The 17,033-nt window shown below is 68.4% G+C and carries 19 protein-coding genes; 11 read left to right on the top strand and 8 right to left on the bottom strand.

All coding sequences use genetic code 11. The annotated features are described in order from the left end of the window. Nucleotides 1–87 precede the first annotated feature (87 nt). The 5 genes from ACFHPP_RS24930 to ACFHPP_RS24910 all read left to right on the top strand — a co-directional run bounded on the left by ACFHPP_RS24930 (nucleotide 88) and on the right by ACFHPP_RS24910 (nucleotide 4,327). On the top strand, nucleotides 88–1,122 hold the full coding sequence (locus tag ACFHPP_RS24930; RefSeq protein WP_437165944.1) for a mechanosensitive ion channel family protein: 1,035 nt from the start codon (nucleotides 88–90) through the stop codon (nucleotides 1,120–1,122). A 143-nt stretch (nucleotides 1,123–1,265) separates the two neighbouring features. Beyond that, complete coding sequence (locus tag ACFHPP_RS24925) at nucleotides 1,266–1,733, top strand: hypothetical protein (RefSeq protein ID WP_437165943.1); 468 nt, start codon at nucleotides 1,266–1,268, stop codon at nucleotides 1,731–1,733. A gap of 80 nt (nucleotides 1,734–1,813) precedes the next feature. After that, entirely contained in the window at nucleotides 1,814–2,566 is a 753-nt protein-coding gene (locus ACFHPP_RS24920; RefSeq protein ID WP_437165942.1) for a hypothetical protein, read from the top strand. Nucleotides 2,567–2,643: 77 nt separating this feature from the next. Then, nucleotides 2,644–3,369 (top strand): hypothetical protein, encoded by a 726-nt coding sequence (locus ACFHPP_RS24915; RefSeq protein WP_437165941.1) that lies wholly within the window; start codon nucleotides 2,644–2,646, stop codon nucleotides 3,367–3,369. Between the two features lie 112 nt (nucleotides 3,370–3,481). Next, nucleotides 3,482–4,327: a hypothetical protein gene (locus ACFHPP_RS24910; RefSeq protein ID WP_437165940.1), complete on the top strand. Its 846-nt coding sequence runs from the start codon at nucleotides 3,482–3,484 to the stop codon at nucleotides 4,325–4,327. Nucleotides 4,328–4,344: 17 nt separating this feature from the next. Here the strand turns inward: ACFHPP_RS24910 and ACFHPP_RS24905 are convergent, their stop codons facing one another. Beyond that, the gene (locus tag ACFHPP_RS24905; RefSeq protein ID WP_437165939.1) at nucleotides 4,345–4,551 is read right to left on the bottom strand and encodes a DUF3309 family protein; all 207 of its coding nucleotides are present in this window, start codon (nucleotides 4,549–4,551) and stop codon (nucleotides 4,345–4,347) included. Nucleotides 4,552–4,736: 185 nt separating this feature from the next. Here ACFHPP_RS24905 and ACFHPP_RS24900 point away from each other — a divergent pair, with 185 nt between their 5' ends. Then, nucleotides 4,737–5,075 carry a PRC-barrel domain-containing protein gene (locus ACFHPP_RS24900; RefSeq protein ID WP_437165938.1) on the top strand — a complete coding sequence of 113 codons (339 nt, stop codon included), beginning with the start codon at nucleotides 4,737–4,739 and terminating at the stop codon, nucleotides 5,073–5,075. Between the two features lie 22 nt (nucleotides 5,076–5,097). Here the strand turns inward: ACFHPP_RS24900 and ACFHPP_RS24895 are convergent, their stop codons facing one another. Beyond that, entirely contained in the window at nucleotides 5,098–5,505 is a 408-nt protein-coding gene (locus tag ACFHPP_RS24895) for a YihY/virulence factor BrkB family protein (protein ID WP_437165937.1), read from the bottom strand. 16 nt (nucleotides 5,506–5,521) lie between these two features. Further along, nucleotides 5,522–5,947, bottom strand: coding sequence for a YhjD/YihY/BrkB family envelope integrity protein (locus tag ACFHPP_RS24890; protein WP_437165936.1), 426 nt, complete (start codon nucleotides 5,945–5,947; stop codon nucleotides 5,522–5,524). 199 nt (nucleotides 5,948–6,146) lie between these two features. On the opposite strand from ACFHPP_RS24890, the gene ACFHPP_RS24885 reads away from it, so the two are divergent. From ACFHPP_RS24885 to ACFHPP_RS24875, 3 genes are all read left to right on the top strand, one after another. Next, a complete protein-coding gene (locus ACFHPP_RS24885) occupies nucleotides 6,147–7,403 on the top strand; it encodes a DUF389 domain-containing protein (RefSeq protein WP_437165935.1) in 1,257 nt (418 codons plus the stop codon). A gap of 128 nt (nucleotides 7,404–7,531) precedes the next feature. Continuing rightward, nucleotides 7,532–8,095, top strand: a complete 564-nt coding sequence (locus ACFHPP_RS24880; protein ID WP_437165934.1) for a superoxide dismutase family protein — start codon at nucleotides 7,532–7,534, stop codon at nucleotides 8,093–8,095. A gap of 432 nt (nucleotides 8,096–8,527) precedes the next feature. Next, a complete protein-coding gene (locus ACFHPP_RS24875) occupies nucleotides 8,528–8,785 on the top strand; it encodes a hypothetical protein (protein WP_437165933.1) in 258 nt (85 codons plus the stop codon). Nucleotides 8,786–9,121: 336 nt separating this feature from the next. On the opposite strand, the gene ACFHPP_RS24870 is transcribed toward ACFHPP_RS24875, so the two are convergent. Continuing rightward, on the bottom strand, nucleotides 9,122–9,649 hold the full coding sequence (locus ACFHPP_RS24870) for an Arm DNA-binding domain-containing protein (RefSeq protein ID WP_437165932.1): 528 nt from the start codon (nucleotides 9,647–9,649) through the stop codon (nucleotides 9,122–9,124). 593 nt (nucleotides 9,650–10,242) lie between these two features. Continuing rightward, complete coding sequence (locus ACFHPP_RS24865; RefSeq protein WP_437165931.1) at nucleotides 10,243–10,392, bottom strand: hypothetical protein; 150 nt, start codon at nucleotides 10,390–10,392, stop codon at nucleotides 10,243–10,245. A gap of 764 nt (nucleotides 10,393–11,156) precedes the next feature. Between ACFHPP_RS24865 and ACFHPP_RS24860 the strand changes: the two genes are divergently transcribed. Together ACFHPP_RS24860 and ACFHPP_RS24855 are read left to right on the top strand one after the other, a co-directional pair. Continuing rightward, nucleotides 11,157–12,803: an HlyD family efflux transporter periplasmic adaptor subunit gene (locus tag ACFHPP_RS24860; RefSeq protein ID WP_437165930.1), complete on the top strand. Its 1,647-nt coding sequence runs from the start codon at nucleotides 11,157–11,159 to the stop codon at nucleotides 12,801–12,803. A 19-nt stretch (nucleotides 12,804–12,822) separates the two neighbouring features. After that, complete coding sequence (locus ACFHPP_RS24855) at nucleotides 12,823–14,454, top strand: glycosyltransferase (RefSeq protein ID WP_437165966.1); 1,632 nt, start codon at nucleotides 12,823–12,825, stop codon at nucleotides 14,452–14,454. Here ACFHPP_RS24855 and ACFHPP_RS24850 read toward each other — a convergent pair. The 3 genes from ACFHPP_RS24850 to ACFHPP_RS24840 are packed head-to-tail and all read right to left on the bottom strand — an operon-like array spanning nucleotide 14,414 to nucleotide 16,228. After that, nucleotides 14,414–15,265, bottom strand: coding sequence for a polysaccharide lyase (locus tag ACFHPP_RS24850; protein ID WP_437165929.1), 852 nt, complete (start codon nucleotides 15,263–15,265; stop codon nucleotides 14,414–14,416). The two genes, ACFHPP_RS24855 and ACFHPP_RS24850, sit on opposite strands and share 41 nt — an antisense overlap. 41 nt (nucleotides 15,266–15,306) lie before the next feature. Next, complete coding sequence (locus ACFHPP_RS24845; RefSeq protein ID WP_437165928.1) at nucleotides 15,307–16,080, bottom strand: SDR family NAD(P)-dependent oxidoreductase; 774 nt, start codon at nucleotides 16,078–16,080, stop codon at nucleotides 15,307–15,309. A 19-nt stretch (nucleotides 16,081–16,099) separates the two neighbouring features. Next, nucleotides 16,100–16,228 (bottom strand): hypothetical protein, encoded by a 129-nt coding sequence (locus tag ACFHPP_RS24840; protein ID WP_437165927.1) that lies wholly within the window; start codon nucleotides 16,226–16,228, stop codon nucleotides 16,100–16,102. Nucleotides 16,229–17,033 lie beyond the last annotated feature (805 nt).

The following is a 17,033-nucleotide window of genomic DNA, read 5'->3' as shown; positions in this document are numbered from 1 at the left end:
CGAGCTCCCTGAACCACCCGCGCAACCGGCAGCGCAACGCCCGGGCCCGCGCCGCGTCCGATGGGCCTCGAAAAGGACAGGATTCCGATGGAACTCGAAGTCGCGCTCCAGCGGATCGAGAGCCTTATCGAGGCGACGCTGGTGCTACTGCCTGGTCTTGTGCTGGGGGTCGTGATCTTCGGCCTGTTCGTGCTGCTCGCCCGGGCCATTCGGGGTGCCCTGTCACGCGCCGCGAGCCTGCGGGAGCGCTCACCTGGATTGGCCGTGGTGATCGGGCGCGTGGCCGGTGGCCTTGTCGTCATGCTGGGCCTGCTGGTCGGGCTCGCTGTGGCGTTTCCCTCGATCGGTGCGGCGGATCTGTTCGGGCTGCTCGGGATCGGCGGCGTCGCCATCGGCTTCGCCTTCCGCGACATCCTGCAGAACCTGCTGGCCGGAATCCTGCTGTTGCTGACGCGCCCCTTCCGCCTTGGCGACCAGATCACGGCCGGCACCTTCGAGGGAACCGTCGAGGACATCCAGATCCGCGCCACCACCATCCGCACCTTCGACAACCGGCGCGCCGTAATTCCGAACACGGACCTGTTCGCCGACAAGGTGCTGGTCGCCACCGCCTATGACCGACGCCGCCTGACGCTGCGCTTCGGCATCGGCAACGCCGATGACATCGCGACGGCGAAGCGCGTGATCGTCGGTGCGGCGCTGCGATCCGAGGGCGTGCTGCCGGACCCGCCGCCCGTCGCCCGCGTGGTGGCGCTGGCGGATTTTGCGGTGCAGGTTGATCTGTTTGTCTGGATCAACCCGCCCGTGCGTACCGAGGCGCTGGACGTGACGGACAGGGTCTATGAAGCCGCTAAGGGCGCATTGACCGCGGCTGGGATCGACCTGCCCTTCCCGACGCAGCAGGTGCTGCTGCACGACCAGACCGAGGAAACCGACGGCGACCGTGCCGCCCAGCGCGAAGGTTGGCCAGCCCGCGGACGCAACCCCCGCCCGCGCTGGCGTGCCCGCCGGGAGGCAGCGGAGCAGGGTCATCAGCCAGGCGGTGCCGGAGGATCCGGCAACGGCGCCGGCCGCCCGCCGATCCCTGGAACACCCGGCCCTGGAACACCCGGCCCAGGCTGACCCGCGGCGAGCCATCGTTGCGGATCATTCAGGGTTTCTAGGTAGCCCCCCTGAGTCCCATCCGACGCAGGTCCTCCCCAGTTGCCATCCGTCTGCTGCCGCGAGGGCCGCAGGCTTGAGGCGCAACAATGGGAGCACAGGCCATGATGCGCGAGTTCCGACGAGGGCCATCCACGGCCCTCATGCTGGTTGCCGGTGCGATGCTGGGCCTTGGCACGGCAGGCGGCGTCGCGGCGCAGGACCGTAGCCAGGATGGCGGCGACCGGCAGGCGCAGTCGCCATTCGAGGCCGGCTTCCGCGCCGGCCTCGCGGATGAGCGGCGGCGCGGCGATCCGGCATCCCTTGGCCCGCACTGGAACGACGCGTTCCAGGGCGAGGCGATGGAGCGTCTGGATCTGGCCCGCATCCTGTTGCGGCAGGTGCTGGTGACGCTCCGGCAGGCGCCGCCGGGCGATCAGCGCGACCGGGCCCTGGAGCAGGCGCGGCAGGCGCTGGTCCGCACCCAGAACGCCATGACCTGGCTGCCGCGCGACGGTGACCGCCGCGCACGGCGCGCGCCACCGCTCGCACATGGGTGGGGCGAGCGGGCCTCCGGCGGCCCCGAGGGCTGAACGCCCGGCCGCCGGCAGGAAGACCAGCCCGGCCCGATCATCGGGCCGGGCCAATGACCACATCACGGAGGATAGCCGATATGCAGAAGAAGCTGATCGTCCCGGCCCTACTCGCCATGGGCTTTGCCGGAGGCACGCTGCCGGTCCCGGCATTCGCGCAATCGCAGGACGGGAACCAGTCCCAGAACCAGTCCCAGAACCGGTCCGGCGCCAGCCAGGCCTCGGACGGCGCCTATCAGCGCTATCTCCGTCAGTTGCACCAGGAGTTGATGCGCGACAACGCCGGCCGCCAGGGCGGCGATAGCTGGAGCGGGTCGGGAAGCCAGGGCCGGCAGTATGGCGGCCAGCAGTCCGGTGGCCGGCAGTCCGGTGGCCAGCAGTCGGACCGTGAGCAGTTCATGCGCGGCTACATGGCTGGGCGGGAAGAGGAGCGCCGTCGGCGCGAGATGAGTTCAAGCCAAGGCGGCGGGAGCCAGTCCGGCAACCAGTATGGCAGCCAATCTGGCAGCCGGGGCGGGAACCAGGGCGGCAGCAGCCAGGGCAGCGACGGCCGGCAGCAGTCCTCGCAGGCCTCGGACCAGGACAGCCGCGGCATGTTCATCATCCCGAACGTGTACCCGGACAGCGTGCCGTTCCAGCAGTTCGCCGTGGTCCCGAACTACTCGCGCTCCATGGACCACCTGCTGGTCGCCGCGCAGAGCCTGAGGGAAGCGATCCAGGACCTGGCCCAGCAGCCGGCCGGGGAGCGCCGCAACCAGGCGATCTCCGAAATGCAGGACGCCCTGCTGGAGACGCAGCAGGCGATGATGCGGATCCCGCCGGACATGCGCTGACGCTGCACCACGCCGCACCCCGGCATGCGCCGCACGGCGCATGCCGATCCTGACCAACGAAACCTGGGAGAAGATTGATGCGACACATCAAGACGACCGCCGTGACCCTGAGCCTCGCCGCCGCCCTGCTCGGCGGAACCGTCCTGGCACCCGCCCCCGCGGCGGCGCAGGGCCGCGAATGGGACGAGCGCAGCCGCTGGGTGAATCCTCCCAACGAGAGCCCCTACTACCGCCGCGGCGAGGATGAGCGGCTTTCCGCACCCTGGGGCGGCCCCGGCCGCGACCCGATGACCGGCAACGAGACACGGCTGGGCAATCGCTGGCAGGACCAGGGCCGCAGCGCCCAAAGCACGCGCGACCCCTACGACTACGGCTACCAGGCCGGTCGCCAGGATGAACGCTCCTCGGGCAGCCGCTCGGGCGGCATGTCCGCGAGCCGCGACCAGCGCGCCGCCATGGAGTTCCTCGACCACGCCCGTATGCAGATCAACCGCGGCAACCTGCGCGAGGCCTGGGTCGCGCTCGGCCAGGCGGAGACCCGGCTGCTGACCCGCGCCCTGCCGGAAGGCAGTTCCGGCGAGGCCGCCCAGGGGGCCGCGATCGGCGCCATCCGCGAGGCGCGCCAGGCGCTGAGGGAGCGTGAGACCGACCGCGCCCGCGCACGGACGGATCGTGCCATGAACCTGGCGTCGCGCGGCAGCGTGGTCGGCAGCAACGTGCCGGGCTGGCGCATGGACGGGGCGGGCGAACGTGGCCCGGGCCAGCCGATGCGCTCGGGCGACTGGAACACCGGCAGCGACTGAGACCAGCCGGCGCAACCGGGCGCCGCCCGCCCAGGACCTTCGGTGGCGCCCGGAACAGCTGGCGGCACCAGGCCCGGGGCCGCAGCAGGATGGCTGAACACGGGAGAGAGACATGCGAATCAAGCAGACGATGTTGATGCCGGCCTTCGGGCTGGCCGTCGCGATCGGTGCAACCGGCCTCGCCGGACCGGCGGCCGCACAAGGCAACTACCAGGGCGGCTACCAGAGCATGCAGGGGCAGCAGAGGTCTTCGGGCCCGATGCTCGACCGCTACGACCCCTACTCCGCCGGCTACCGCATGGGCCGGGAGGAGGAGCGGCGGCGCGGCATGTCGTCCAGTCAGATGGGAATGCGCGAGCAGGATTCCGGCAGCGGCGACCAGACCGGGCTGTTGATCCTGTTGCTGGAGCGGGAGCGGACGCAGCAGGCGCTGCGCGACGTGCGCGAGCCGTTGCAGGAAGCGCGGCGAGCCTTGCAGCAGGGCGACACCGCCCGTGCCCAGCAGGCGCTGGACCGGGCCGACCAGGCAATGCGCCAGGACAACGCGATGCGCAGCCGGCAGCAGGTCGAGATGTCGATCGAGCAGGCCGAGCAGGCGCTGCGGCAGGGTGACCGCCGCGCCGCGCGGCAGGCGCTGCGACAGGCCCGTCAGGCCCTCCGGGGTGATCAGGGCGGGGACCAGGGCGGGGACCACGGCGGCGACCAGGGCAGCACTCCGGCCTCGGCGCGCGGCACGGCTGGCTCGACCGTCGGCTCGACGGGTGGCCAGGGCAGCCAGTCCGGATCCTCCGCCGGTTCGGGACGCGAAACCGGCAGCACCGGGGGCGGGTCGACCGGCAGCGGTGGCAGCAACACCGGGGCCTCGGGCGGCGGATCGGACACACCGGCCGCGAACCGCGGCAGTGGTGCCTCCGGTAGTGGCGCATCCGGCGGATCCGGCTCGCCGTCCCCGCAGTAGGACCGCGAGGACGCATCTCAGGTCGGCAGATCCGGCGGCGGCGTCAGGGTGGGGGTCCAGGGCCATGCGAAGGCCACGCCCCCTACCCAGATCGCGGCAAGCCAGGCCAGCAGGACCACCAGCAGTATTGCGGCCGGCGTGACCCCCCAGCCGCGGCTGTAGGGCCACCACGGGCCGGCCGCGAACAGGGCGAGGAACAGCAGCAGCAGGGTCCAGAATGCCAAGGCGGCCTCCCATCGTTGTTGCAGCGAGTGGTGTTCCGGCCCGCCACGACACCGCGGGTCGCCGGCTCCCCTGCTGCAACCGGCCTGAAGCGCCCGCGTTGCGCCGGGCCCATGATCAATCGGAGGAAAACATGACATCTGGATCACGAAAAGGACCACGCCTCGCAGCCAGCCTCCTTGCAACGATGCTTTGCAGCGAAGTGGTCGGCCCCGCCATCGCCGTCGAGTATGACTACGAGAAAGCACCGGGTGATCTTCTGGTGACGGAACTCGGCCTGACCGCTTCGCAGATCGCGGGCGCCACGCTCTACAACGATCGGGGCGAGGCGGTCGGCGAAATCGAAGCGGTGCTGGTGACCACCCAGGGGCGCCTCGCCGGGATCGGCGTCGAGGTGGGCGGCTTTCTCGGCATCGGTGACCGCGACGTGCTGCTGCATATGGGTCAGTTGCGCCGGCAGGGCGACCGGATCGTCACCCTGTTGTCCCGCGCGCAGTTGGAAGCCCAGCCGGAATGGGACGACTGATACCAGCGCCCATTGAGTTCGTTCAGCCTGCGCGCTCGGCGGGTGCGGTTTGCGCCTGCTCGAGTTCCGCATTCACCACCGCGCCCAGCAGCGCGGCGGCGACGGACAGCCGGAACCAGGTCATGCAGCCTACAACGGCGCCGAGCGGCCCATAGCCGCCGGCGCGACCGCCAAAGCATCCGACATACCAGGAATAGGCGGCCGATTCCGCCAGCCAGATCAGCGTCGCGATGGCGCTGCCCCAGCTGACCCAGCGCCGGCGCGGCTCCGCCTCGGAGGGTCCAAAGCGATACAGCAGGGCCAGGAAAAGCGCGACCACGGCGACCAGCAGCGGCCAGCGCAACAGCCACAGGGCCAGATCGTCTTCGCTCTCCAAGCCGAGGACGCGCCGCGCCAGCGGCAGCGCCACCGCCGCCGCGATGGACAGCACCGTCAGCGGCAGCCGCCTAACGTGAAGGCCAGCGCCACCGCGCGGCGAGCCAGCCAGCCTCCGCGTCGCGCACGTGGTTGAGGGCGCGCAGCAGCGCTCGCATCGCACGGTTGGCGCTCCACAGCGCCACCGCGAACCCGGCGGCCGCGCCGAAGCCCAGCGCATCCCGGTCCTGTTCCCCCAGTCGCGCAAGCTGGTCGCCGACCAGCCGCGCCGCATCCTCCGGCATCACCGGCGCCAGACGTGGCAGGTCCTGTGTCGCCGTGGCCGGGTCGATGAACAGGCTGTACAGCAGCACCAGCGCCGTCATCACCGGGCCGAGCCCGAGCAGCATGAAGAAGGCGACGCCGCCGGCCTCGTCCAGCACATGGTGCCGGGAGAAGCGCAGGACGCTGCCGCGCAGCACCCGCCAGCAGCCGGGTCCATGCCGCAGAAAATCCATCACCCGACCATGCCGCCCGCGGGCGCTCCCCGATCGCGCCCGCGCAGTCTGGCAGCCTGGCCCCGAAATGCCATGCGCCGCGGCCGGGCGGAATCTGGAACCGCGCCCCGCGCCGCACGCTGGACCCGTGTACCGGGCCGTCCCGCTGGATCCTTGCTGGCGGTCGGGAACGGAAGGGGCGGGAGGCGAAATGCGCCAGATGACGGTCAGAGTCCCGCGCGGCTATGGCAGGCAGGTGTTGGCCACGGCCGCGGCGCATGGCGGCCAGAACCTGGCCAGCCTGCCGGCCGAGGATGAGGGCGGGGAGGCCGACCTGGTCCTGGCCAGCCTGCCCAATTCCGCGGTCGGCCCGCTGCTCGATGCGCTCGAACGGCTGCCCGACCTGCATGTGACGCTGGCGCCGCAGGGCGTCATCACCCTCCGCCCCCCGGCCGCGGAGGCGCCGGACCAGGCGACCGATGTCGGGCCGCGCAGCCCGATCGAGGTCTTTCTCGGCGGCCTGCAGAGCGTCGGGTCCTGGACGGGTTTCCTGAGCTACGCGGCGGCCGCCGGCATCGTGGTCTGGATCGGGCTGTTCACCAACACGGTGTACCTGCTGACCGCGGCAATGCTGATCGCGCCCTTCGCCGGGCCTGCCATGAATGCGGCGCTGGCTACGGCGCGCGGCGATGCGGCGCTGTTCGGCCGGTCGCTGGGCCGCTACCTCGGGGCGCTGTCGGTCACCATCGCGGTCGCCGCCACGCTGAGCCTGCTGATGGGCCAGCAGGTGGCGTCGAACATGATGGTCTCCACCAGCACGCTGTCATCCGTCGCGGCGCTGCTGCCACTTGTCGCTGGCGCGGCCGGCGCGCTGAACCTGTGCCAGTCGGAGCGCAGCAGCCTGGTCAGCGGCGCGGCCACCGGCATGCTGGTGGCCGCCTCCCTCGCGCCGCCGGCAGGCGTCCTCGGCATGGCGGCCACGTTCGGCGATTGGGACATGGTGCGTGCCGCCGGCTTCGTGCTGCTGCTCCAGCTTGTCGGGATCAACCTGTCGGGTGCCGTCGTCTTCCACCTGTTCGGCCTGCGCCCGCAGGGGGTGCGCCTCGCCCGCGGGCGCGGCAGCGTCGGCATCGCTGCCTGGCTCGGCTCGGCCGCCGTGCTCGCCGGGCTGTTGACCTGGCAATTTGCTGACCCGCCCGAGCTGCAGCGCTCGACACGCGCGCAGCGCGCCGCCGCCGAGGTGCGGCAGATGGTCGAGGCCAGCGGCGTGGCGCGGCTGGTAGAGGCCGATCTCCGCTTCACCAGGGCGGACATCCAGGGCAAGGATACGCTTCTGGCGGTGGTCCATGTGCAGGCGGATGCCGCTGCCGCCGTCTCGCAGGACACGATCCGCCGCGATCTTTCGCGGGTGATCCGGGACCGGCTGGGGCAAGGCTTCAACGCAACGCCCCTGGTGGACCTCACCGTGCTGGAGTGAGGGCATGGTGGCGCCGGCTATGTAGTCTTCCTGACTGTCCGGCGCGATCGCGCATGGTCATGTCCGCAGCTCTCCGCGCGGCCCCGCTCCGGCCCGCGACAAACCATTCGAAGGGGAGGGCATGGCCCATGAACATCAACCTGATCGCGGCCGCGGCGGTGCTCTCAGTCTGTGCGCCTGCCCTTGCGCAGCAGCAGATGCCGGCCCGCAATGCCAATCCCGATGTCGGCGTCACCGTCCGGATGCAGGATGCGGCGGGCAGGTCGGTGGGCTTGGTGCAGATTCGGCAGCTTACCCGCGGCATGGTCTTCATCGCAGAGCTGAACGGCCTGCCACCCGGGCCGCATGGGTTCCACATCCATGAGCATGGCCGCTGCGACGCGCCGGATTTCCTGAGCGCAGGCGGGCACTACAACCCGACCGGGGCCGAGCATGGCTTCGACAGCCCGCGTGGCGCGCATGTCGGCGACATGCCGAACATCCATGTCGCGCGCGATGGCACGGTCTTGGCCGAGTTCCACTCCGCCCGGCTTCTGCTTTCGGGGCCGACCCAGCCGGCGGAGGGCCGCTACGCGCTGTTCGACACGGACGGCTCTGCGATCGTCATCCATGAACATGGCGATGACTACCAGGCCTCGACGCCGGAAAGCACGGGCGGCCGCATCGCGTGCGGCGTGATTGCCGCACGCTGACGATATTGGGATGCCGTTCCGGGCGAAGGACCAGCGCCGAAGCATTGACGCACGGAAGACGAGGTTCGGCGGTCTTTGACTTCGCACGGCGTCGCCCTTCACGACCCAACTGTCGATCTGTGGGCCGCGGCCGTTGCCCGTCACTCGGAGGCACAGTGGGCGGAATGCGGATCTTCCGGATGCGGCGCAGCACAAAAGAGAAGTCTGCGTTCGAGCGGCGCGTCGGCAGAGACTTCCCCATCTCTCGTGCTGCCGCTGAGCGCCCCCCTGACTGCAGCGCCTACAATTGTGACGGAGGGATGAATGATGCTGCCGCACGCTGTGCTGGCACAGTTGCAAGACGAATTGTCCTTGCCACCTGACGCCACCCGCTGCAACCATCGCAATTCTAAACGCAGGCGCTAAACTCGGCGTAGCGCTTGATTGCATGAGATGCCGATGCTCCGAAGTATCTGCGTCTGTACTGTTGCGCTCATTCTTTCCCATGGAAACGTCACGGCCCAACCCGCACCGGCATCCGGCCTGCCCGCCCCGACGCGCCTCGCCATGCCCGGCGAGCAGCACCGTTGGCTCGAGCCTCTCGTCGGCGCTTGGTCGGTCGAGATGCTGATCTATCCCGGTCCAGGGGCTGCGGCGCTGGTCTCGAGCGGGTTGCGCGCGATGCGCGAATCGATCCTCGATGGCCGTTAAGTGCGGGAGGAGTTGCGCGGCAATGTCCTTGGCAACGCCTCCGCGCGCGATGCCATCCTCGGTTTCAATCGCCTCGACGCACGCTTTGAGCTGGTGATGCTCTGTTGAAAGGCTCATGCGGCCTCGGCGAGGAGCATAAAGTTGTGGGTGAGTACCCGGAACAGCGGTCCCCAAGGCTCACCCAGGGCGGCGGCGGCGGTCCACACACGTCCTAGCCCTGCATCGGTCAGTGCCCGCTCTCTAGCCACTACACCCGCCGGAATGGGCAGGTTGGCGAAAGGGTTGTCCGTCAGCTTCCCGCGCTTCACTCCCCAGGCGTAGCAGGCGTGGCCCTAGTCAAGGGCGCGGCCGGCTATGGCGACCGTTCCGGCCTTCACCAGCGCGTCGAGGGTGTTGACCGCCTCGGCGCGTGTCAGGCGGATGGCAGGCTTCGTCAGGTGACCCTGGAAGGCGTGCTTGATTGCCCGCACCGCCTCGGTCGCGTAGCGCGCGCTTGCCGGCCAGATGCAGCTTCGCCCAATCGTCCACCAGCGTTTCCAGGGTCAGGGCGCGCTCGGCCCGGTCGAGGTCCGCAGCAACCTTGCGGGCGGCGCGCTTGGCCTTGGGATCATCGCCCTTGGCCACTTCGCCCAGGATTGCACGGGCGGGGGTGCGTGCTTGGTCGAGTGTGATGCCGCCCCACATGCCCAGGCGTTCGCGCTGCCTCTCGCCGGTCGCGCGGTCGGTCCATGCGGCATAGAAGGTCTTGGAGCCGACTGTCGCCCGAACGCGCAGCCCGACCACCTCAGCGTCGGAGAGCCAGGCCTCCCGCTTCCCCGCTGGCAGGTCGAACGCGGCAATCATCTTTTCCGTCAGTCTGGGCATGGTCCGCTTCCCGGTCTGCGGACCCGTTGCGGACCCGACAGGCGGGTCCAATTGCCGTCCGTGGCGGGAATAACCAGATGGTCTAGACCAAGAAACAAGGTAGGACATGGACTTATGGCGCCTCATGTCGCCTCGGGGCGGACCCTAATCGCTCATTCGTAATCAGTGGGTCCCCGGTTCAATCCCGGGTGTCGGCACCACGATCTCTCCATGACTTGGCAGGCGTTATGCGGCTACGGCACTGGTGCCGAACAGGGCGGGGCTTCAAGAGGGGGCCTGACAGGCCGCGACTCCTGCGCCGCTGCCCTACGACCCGCCATTCCCCTCCGCCGGTGGGATGCCTGCAACATCCCTCAGCACCTCCCGTGCTGCCAATCCCGCGTCAAGCGTGTGGTGCGCGGGCGCGGAGGTGGGCAGGGTCGGCTCGGCCGTAAATGGTGCGCTTGATTAGCTTGAGGCGGTTGATCTGGTTCTGGACCGGGGTGGATGTTCAGGGGCGCTCGATTGCGGCCTGGTCCGCACCGACGTCGCAGCGCAGCACGCGGCGAGGTCCTGGGCGGCGGCGATAGCCGCTGCCAGATCCGGCGCATCGGTCAGGCGTTTTCCACGACGGCGCGTGCGGGTTTACCGAGGATCTCGATATCGACCATGAGCAGCAGCGCGGAACACCGCCGCGTGGCCAGTTGCCATTCCCGACGTACTTGACCGGCGCGGGCGAGGTAGGCCGCCGAGAGCTGCCGCACCGGCTTTCCCGATCTGGAGGTCGGGCTGATCAGAGGGTGGGTCCGGAGTCCTCCAGATGGCCTGCTCGGCAATCGGGCGTGACTTGGCGTTCGCCTTGGGCAGCGAAGGCCCAAACTCAACGGAGGCGCGACTGATCGCGGCCGCCCCCGGCCTCTGCTGGCATGGCTTCGGCCGGCCGCAGTTCTACCGTGCAGTCGCGGCGCCAGGCGGATACCGGGTTCATGACGCCCTGACCCGTGAAGCGTCCTGTCGTAAATCTGCCACTGAACTGAAAAGGCCAACTGGAACGCCCTGTCGGCCCGCCAGTGACGGTACCGTGGAAGGCCGCCTGGCCATCATCGCGGACGACACCCGCCACCTGCCAGGTTGTCCTCCCTCCCGCCGCATCGGCGGTTGCGTGCCTGCCCGAGACCGTGACCGTGATCCGCGTGCGATAGGGAGCGTGCGAACCGCTGGCAGTGCCGGAGCAATGGAGGCTTCCATGCCAGGCCCCACCGAATGCCTCGGCCATGGTGAAGTCTGGCCAAAGCATCGCAAGCAGCCCGACCCCCCGTGAGGCGAGCCCGAGACTCCTCTTGGACGACCGGCGGATCATGAGACCCTCATCGCGAACAGCCATGCGGATCCACCACCGCGGCTCCCGAGCCATAGCGCATTCCTGGTTGAAATGAGCCCGGATTTGACTAGAAAGAAAAATACATCTGCATTCTATGTCCTGTCGTCAGTGTCCGATGGGCCAATGAGATGACTCTCCACCGGGGGCATGAGGACCTTGATCCAGCTGGGTGCACCGGCCGTGCGTGAGCCCGCGGCCAGCGTCGGACCTCCTGCCATCGCCTGGAGCCAGAGCGGCAGACGCATGCATCCGCGTGTGCGCCTGCCCGCCCATCTTGAAGTAGGACAGGTGCCTTATCCACTGAAGGACTGGAGTCTCGGTGGAGCGGCCATGGAAGGTGCCGGACCGCCAAGCCAAATCGGCGATCTTCATCGCGCCTACCTGGTCCTGTCCCATCCGGTCACGCCCCGTCCGGTCGAGGTCGGGATACGAATCCTGTCCACCGAGGCTGGTCGTGCGACGACCATCCAGTTCATAGAAATCCAGCTGGCAGATGCGCGATGGTTGGATCAGACAATCAAGACTTGGCTGGAGGATAGCGGCCACGGAACGGACCTCGCCACTTCCAGCACCCAGCAGATCTCGGCCTCCCGCACTTCAGGCATGAGCCTTCTCCCTGTGGGGCTGCCGGGCGCGCGTAGTCTGGTGGCTGTTGTAGCACTTGCCTCTGGCTTCATGCTTCTTGCGATCGTGGCATGGCTGCTGCTTTCTCAACGTCTGGCCGTCTACTCGGATTTCGCAGCCGTCTCGCAGTCGTTGCGCGTGTTGCGGGCGCCACAGGCGGGGATCCTTTCCCCGCTCACGACCGTGCAGGGCGACAGGCTTCTGGCCGGCCGGCCGATTGCAACCCTGACGCCCGTCATGCCGCCCCAGATCGAGGCTGAGCTCGCGCCCCTCATACAGGAGGCCGAGGCCCGGCTGCTGGCACTACGGGACGAGCACGATCAGGCTCAGGCGGGCCTGGAGGGGTTCCGTGCGCGGATGGAGGCAGCACTGCGCGCCGCCTCATCGAATCGGCAACTGATCTCGCAACAGGTCTCGGCCCAAGCCCGGGTATTTCAGCGCCTGCAGACGCTTTCACGCCAGAACATCGTTTCCGCCCATCGAGTGGACCAGGAGGAGGTGGTTCTGCTCGCCCAGCGCCGCAGTCTGGCGGAGGCACAACTGGCCGAGACGGAGGCACGCCAGTCCCTTGCCGACGCGGACCGGGGCCGCTTCCTGAGCGATGGTCGGCCGAACCAGAGATCTCCCGCCGATATCGAGCGCGAGATCCGCAGCCTTGCGGCGCGGCGCGACGAACTGCGAGCGACCAGCGCCAGGCTGACGGCGCCCATCGTGCTTGCGGCGCCATGCGATTGCCTGGTGGTGCATGCCACTGCCGCTGGTGGAGCCTTTGTCGCGGCGGGCGAGATCCTGCTTGGCCTGGCCCAGCCGGGGAGCAGCCTGGAGGTCGAAGTCGACGCATTGGTGCCGAGCAACCGGATGGCGTTCATCCGACAAGGCCAGGCGGTTCGCGTTCAACTGGCAGGTCACGAAGATTACACAACCGGAACGATAACGGCCATGAACCTGAATCCGGAAAACACCGGCCGGGTTGGTCTGCCCGACAACCTTCGCAGCCTGAAGCCCTACGGCCTGGTCACCGTAACCCTGGACGAATCGGCGCGTGGTCTTCCGGCAGGACAGCCAGCCTTGCTCATCGCGCCCGTGGATCTGCGGCTGCTGTTGCAGCAGGTGCCGGGCCTTTCCTGGCTGGTCACGGATCATCCCGATCCTTCCCTGCGGATGGCGTAGGGGAATGGCGTCCGTGAGGATGGAGGCCGCAGGCCACCGGCTGATGCCGGACCACCGCGCCCGTTCAGGCGCAGCATCGCAGGCGGCCGGTGTGTTGGTCTGGTTCTGGCTCTGGCTGCTGCTTTGGGCACTGCTGCCCGATCTGCCCAACGAATTGGAGTTGTTGCAAAGTGCCGCGTTGATCGGCCTCATCGGCATCTGGCGCTGGTCCTGGGCGGCCGTGCATTTCGGCCGGATGCTTGTCTACCGGCACCTGGCCTTCCCGCGCCTGCGTGAGGCGGCAGACTGCTGCGCGCTGCCGCCGGCGCTCTACATCGTGGTGACCAGCTACAGGATGCCCGCAGAGATGAACGCGGCCGTCTATGGTCGGCTGCTGGACGAACTGGCGGCCATGGGTGTTCCGGCCTGCATCGTCGCATGCGTCACCGACCCGGCCGATGCGCACCTGTTGGCCGACCTGGTGGACCGTCGCCCCTGGCTACCCGAGGGCACGGTGCTGCACATGCTGGCACAGGACGGCACGGGAAAGCGCGCCGCCATGGGTGAGGCGTTGGCCTTGATCCTGGCCCGCAATCCGCTACCGGGCGCCCAGTTGGTCTTAATGGATGGTGACAGCCTGTTGGCGCCCGGCACATTGGCGTCGACCTGCCGGCTGCTGGCCTCCCGCCCGGAACTTGGCGCGGTCACCACCAACAACGTCCCGCTGGTGAAGGGGCACGCCTGGACGCGGGAATGGTACCGGTTGCGAATGCTTCAGCGCGACATCCTGATGTGCTCGATGAGTCTCTCAGGGCGGCTGCTGGTGCTCACCGGGCGCTTCTCGGTTTTCCGTGCCGAGGTGATGCGCGAGGTCGACTTCCTGCGGCGCATCGAGCGCGACACCGTCAGCCATTGGCGCATCGGTGCGATTCCGCTCGTGACAGGCGACGACAAAAGCACCTGGTATGCCACGCTGAACCAAGGCTGGCGCATCGCCTATGTACCTGATGCGACAGTCTTCTGCCTGGAGGAGCTTCCTGGCTCCGGTTTCCTGGCCGGGACAACCGGGCTGATGCTCCGTTGGTTCGGCAACATGGCGCGCAGCAATGGGCGCGCGCTGGAGCTTGGCCGTGCCCAGCTTGGTACCTTTGCGTGGCTCTGCCTGATTGACCAGCGCATATCGCCCTGGACCACCTTGTCCGGGCCGCTGGTGGTGCTGTACGCGGCCGTTTTCATATCGCCGTCGTTCCTGACCCTCTATGCGATGTGGGTGTTGGCGACGCGCACGCTCCTGACCCTGCTGGTCTGGCTGGCAACCGGCAGGTTCCATGCCTTCTTTCCGATACTGTTTTACTGCAGCCAGGTATTCGGCTCTCTCATCAAGATCTTCGCTTTTCATCATCCCGATCGTCAGCGCTGGAACCGCCAGAAGGTCGCCTCCCGCGGGGAGAGCTCTGCAGGCCTGTCCAAGGGTTTCCTGGCCTTGTCGACAGCCACATTCATCTTGCTGGTTGTCGCATTCAGCAGGGCACCTTGGACCGAACCGCATCAGGGCGGGCGCACGGGGCTCGGGGCTCTTTTCGACGCCGGACCCCTGCCGGTTCGGCCTGCCTGCCATCCTCCCGGCTGTCTCAGCGCTCTGCGGGTCGATCCCAGATTTGGAAGCCAGTGAAATCGGCCTGCTGATCGCGTCCTGGTGCCCAACTCGGGTCGCTACCGCCAAAGAAGGTCGAAAACACGACGCCTTCCACAAGGGTCGTCGCATCCCGTCGCAGCACCAGTCCCTGGTGTTCCAGGACCAGTCGGCCATCGGCCCAGACCCGTACCACACCATCCTCACGACCAGGCGTGTTCAGAATGACCTCCTGCGCCAGGGCTACCCAACGACCACGTGCGAAACCCCAGGAGCCTCGACCGATGCTGTCGCCGCAACGCAGCGCGCGATCCGGCGCATAGAGGTAGAGCTCGCCCATGCCAGCCTCGCGCCACATCAAGCGGGCAGAGAAGCCACGGTCTCGTTCGGCCGGACCGCAACCACGAGGCGCCTCTCCGCCGTAAAGCCCGGGAAGCTTCCCGCCGCGGACAAAATCGAAAGACCCTTCGAAACGCAGGCGGTAGTACAGGCATCGGGCCTGGGCGCCGGCCCCGGATGGAAGCAGGAAGCCGGCGCCGCCAACAGGCGCACTTCGATTGCCAGGATTGATGGACCCGCGCGGATAGCCGATGCGCAGGATAAGGCCTGCGCCAGCCTCGGCGGGCAGGACGCGTATGTTGGCGGTGCCCCACACGTTTCGAACCCATGATGGGCTTCGGCCTTGCAGGGCGGCTACGGGATCAAGGTGGCTGACCCGCGTATAGGCCGGGCCGCAGGGGCTGTTCTGTGCCAACGCAGCGCCTTGCAGCGCCACGAGGAAAACACAAACCCACACCAATCGCGGCATGCATCGGATCAGGAGAGGTTTGCGCATCTGGGTCATTCCCATGGCGGGGTCGCCGGCCGCCGTATCCGGACGAACCCGCACGGTCAGTAGGCCATCCAGCCACCATCGACCATCAGGTTGTGGCCGGTGATGTAGGTGGCCTCGTCGCTGGCCAGGAACAGCGCGGCGCTGGCGATGTCGCCAGGTCGGCCGAGGCGGGGCATCGGCGTGCGGGACCGCGAATACTCCAGCGGGTCCGATCCCGCGCCGCCGAGCGGCTTGCCCGTCAGGATGCGGCCGGGCGCCACCGCGTTGCAGATGATGCTTTGCTCGGCATAATCCACCGCGACTTGACGGGTTATGTACACGGCAGCCGCCTTGCCGGTGCCATAGGCGATCTTGCCGGGCGCACAGACCATGCCGTGCTGGGAGGAGATGTTGACGATGCGGCCGCGCGCATCGCCCACCACCGGCTGGGTCAGGAACTGCTGGATCGCGCGCTTGCAGCCGAAGAACACGCCCTTCGCATTCACCGCCATCACATGGTCCCAATCCGCCTCGCTGGTTTCCAGCAGCTTGGTGCCGCTGCCGAGCGTGGCTGCGTTGTTGACGATGACGTCGAGCTTGCCGAACTCCGCGACCGTCTTCGTCACCAGCGCGTCGATGTCGTCCCACTTCGAGACATCGCAGATGTGGAACCGCGCGGTGCCACCGGCCGCCTCGATCAGCCTCCGGGTCGGCTCCCCGCCTTCCTTCACATCCTCCGTCAGGTCGCCGATGGCGACCGTGGCGCCTTCCCTGGCGAACAGGATGGAAATGGCGCGCCCGATGCCGGAGGCACCGCCGGTGACGACCACGACCTTGTCCTTGAGGCGCATGGTAGTTTCTCTCCCTGGTTCAGTCATGCAGATGGCAGGCGACCGCCCGGCGGTCCGGCAGCGGCAAGGTGGAGGCCGGAAGCCGGGTGCAGGGGGGCTGCGGCGCCACCGGCCCCGTCTTCATGATGCGGCCGGGATGCATCAGCATGATCCGGTCACACAGCCGGGCCACGCCTCGGGCAGTGCCTCTGGCCGCGCCGGACCGAGGCGTGGCGCCGAGGGGAGGTCTTTCGACTCCGGCCAACGCATGGGCGGTTCGACGGTCGCCTTTGGCAGGGCGCATCCTGTTGGCCCCCTCACGGTTGGGCGGGCGCCTCGCGTACGCCGCCGGAATAGCAGATGACCCTAGACGTCGTCGTTTTCTGCCGGAAGCCGGCATATCCTGGCATGATGTTTGGGTGGGCGCCGATCGGCCCGTTCCTGGGACATAACGGGATGCGAATGCGTGTAGATTGGGCACTGTTCGATGAGAGGCAGAAGGAAGTGGCGATGAAGGCGAGGCGCCAGGTTGATGCGGAGAAGGGCAGGGCGCCTTCTCGGCTTCCTGCCAGGCGCGCCAGCCGGTCTCTCGAAGGAGACCTGCCAACGTGGGCGCAGCCTGGTCATCGAGGCGCCGCACCTGCACGGACACGACATGTCGCTGCGCGCCTCCCTGATCACCGGCCTTCGCACCAGGCACATGGATGTGCCTTTCGACAAGGTGGGCCGGCCCCGGTCGGCGGTTCGATCCCCCAGCGCCATGCGCCGATCCCCGATATCCAGATAGCCGAGGCTGATGCATGCGCCTGATCGCAAGACCCCTGACCAGCGAAGCCTTCGCCGAATTCGGCGAGGTGCTGCGCGCGCCGGACGATCCCGGCCGCATCACCATTGAGGCCGCGCTGTCCAACCGCCGGGCGCAGGCCGCGCCCAGCCTGTCCTTCACCTGCAAGGCGCCGAGCGCGCTGCCGCTG

Origin of the sequence: Falsiroseomonas sp. E2-1-a20 (genome assembly GCF_051433195.1) — a bacterium.
Taxonomy (GTDB): domain Bacteria; phylum Pseudomonadota; class Alphaproteobacteria; order Acetobacterales; family Acetobacteraceae; genus Falsiroseomonas.
Note: the sequence above shows the minus strand (reverse complement) of the source record. Positions and strands in the feature narration are given on the sequence as shown.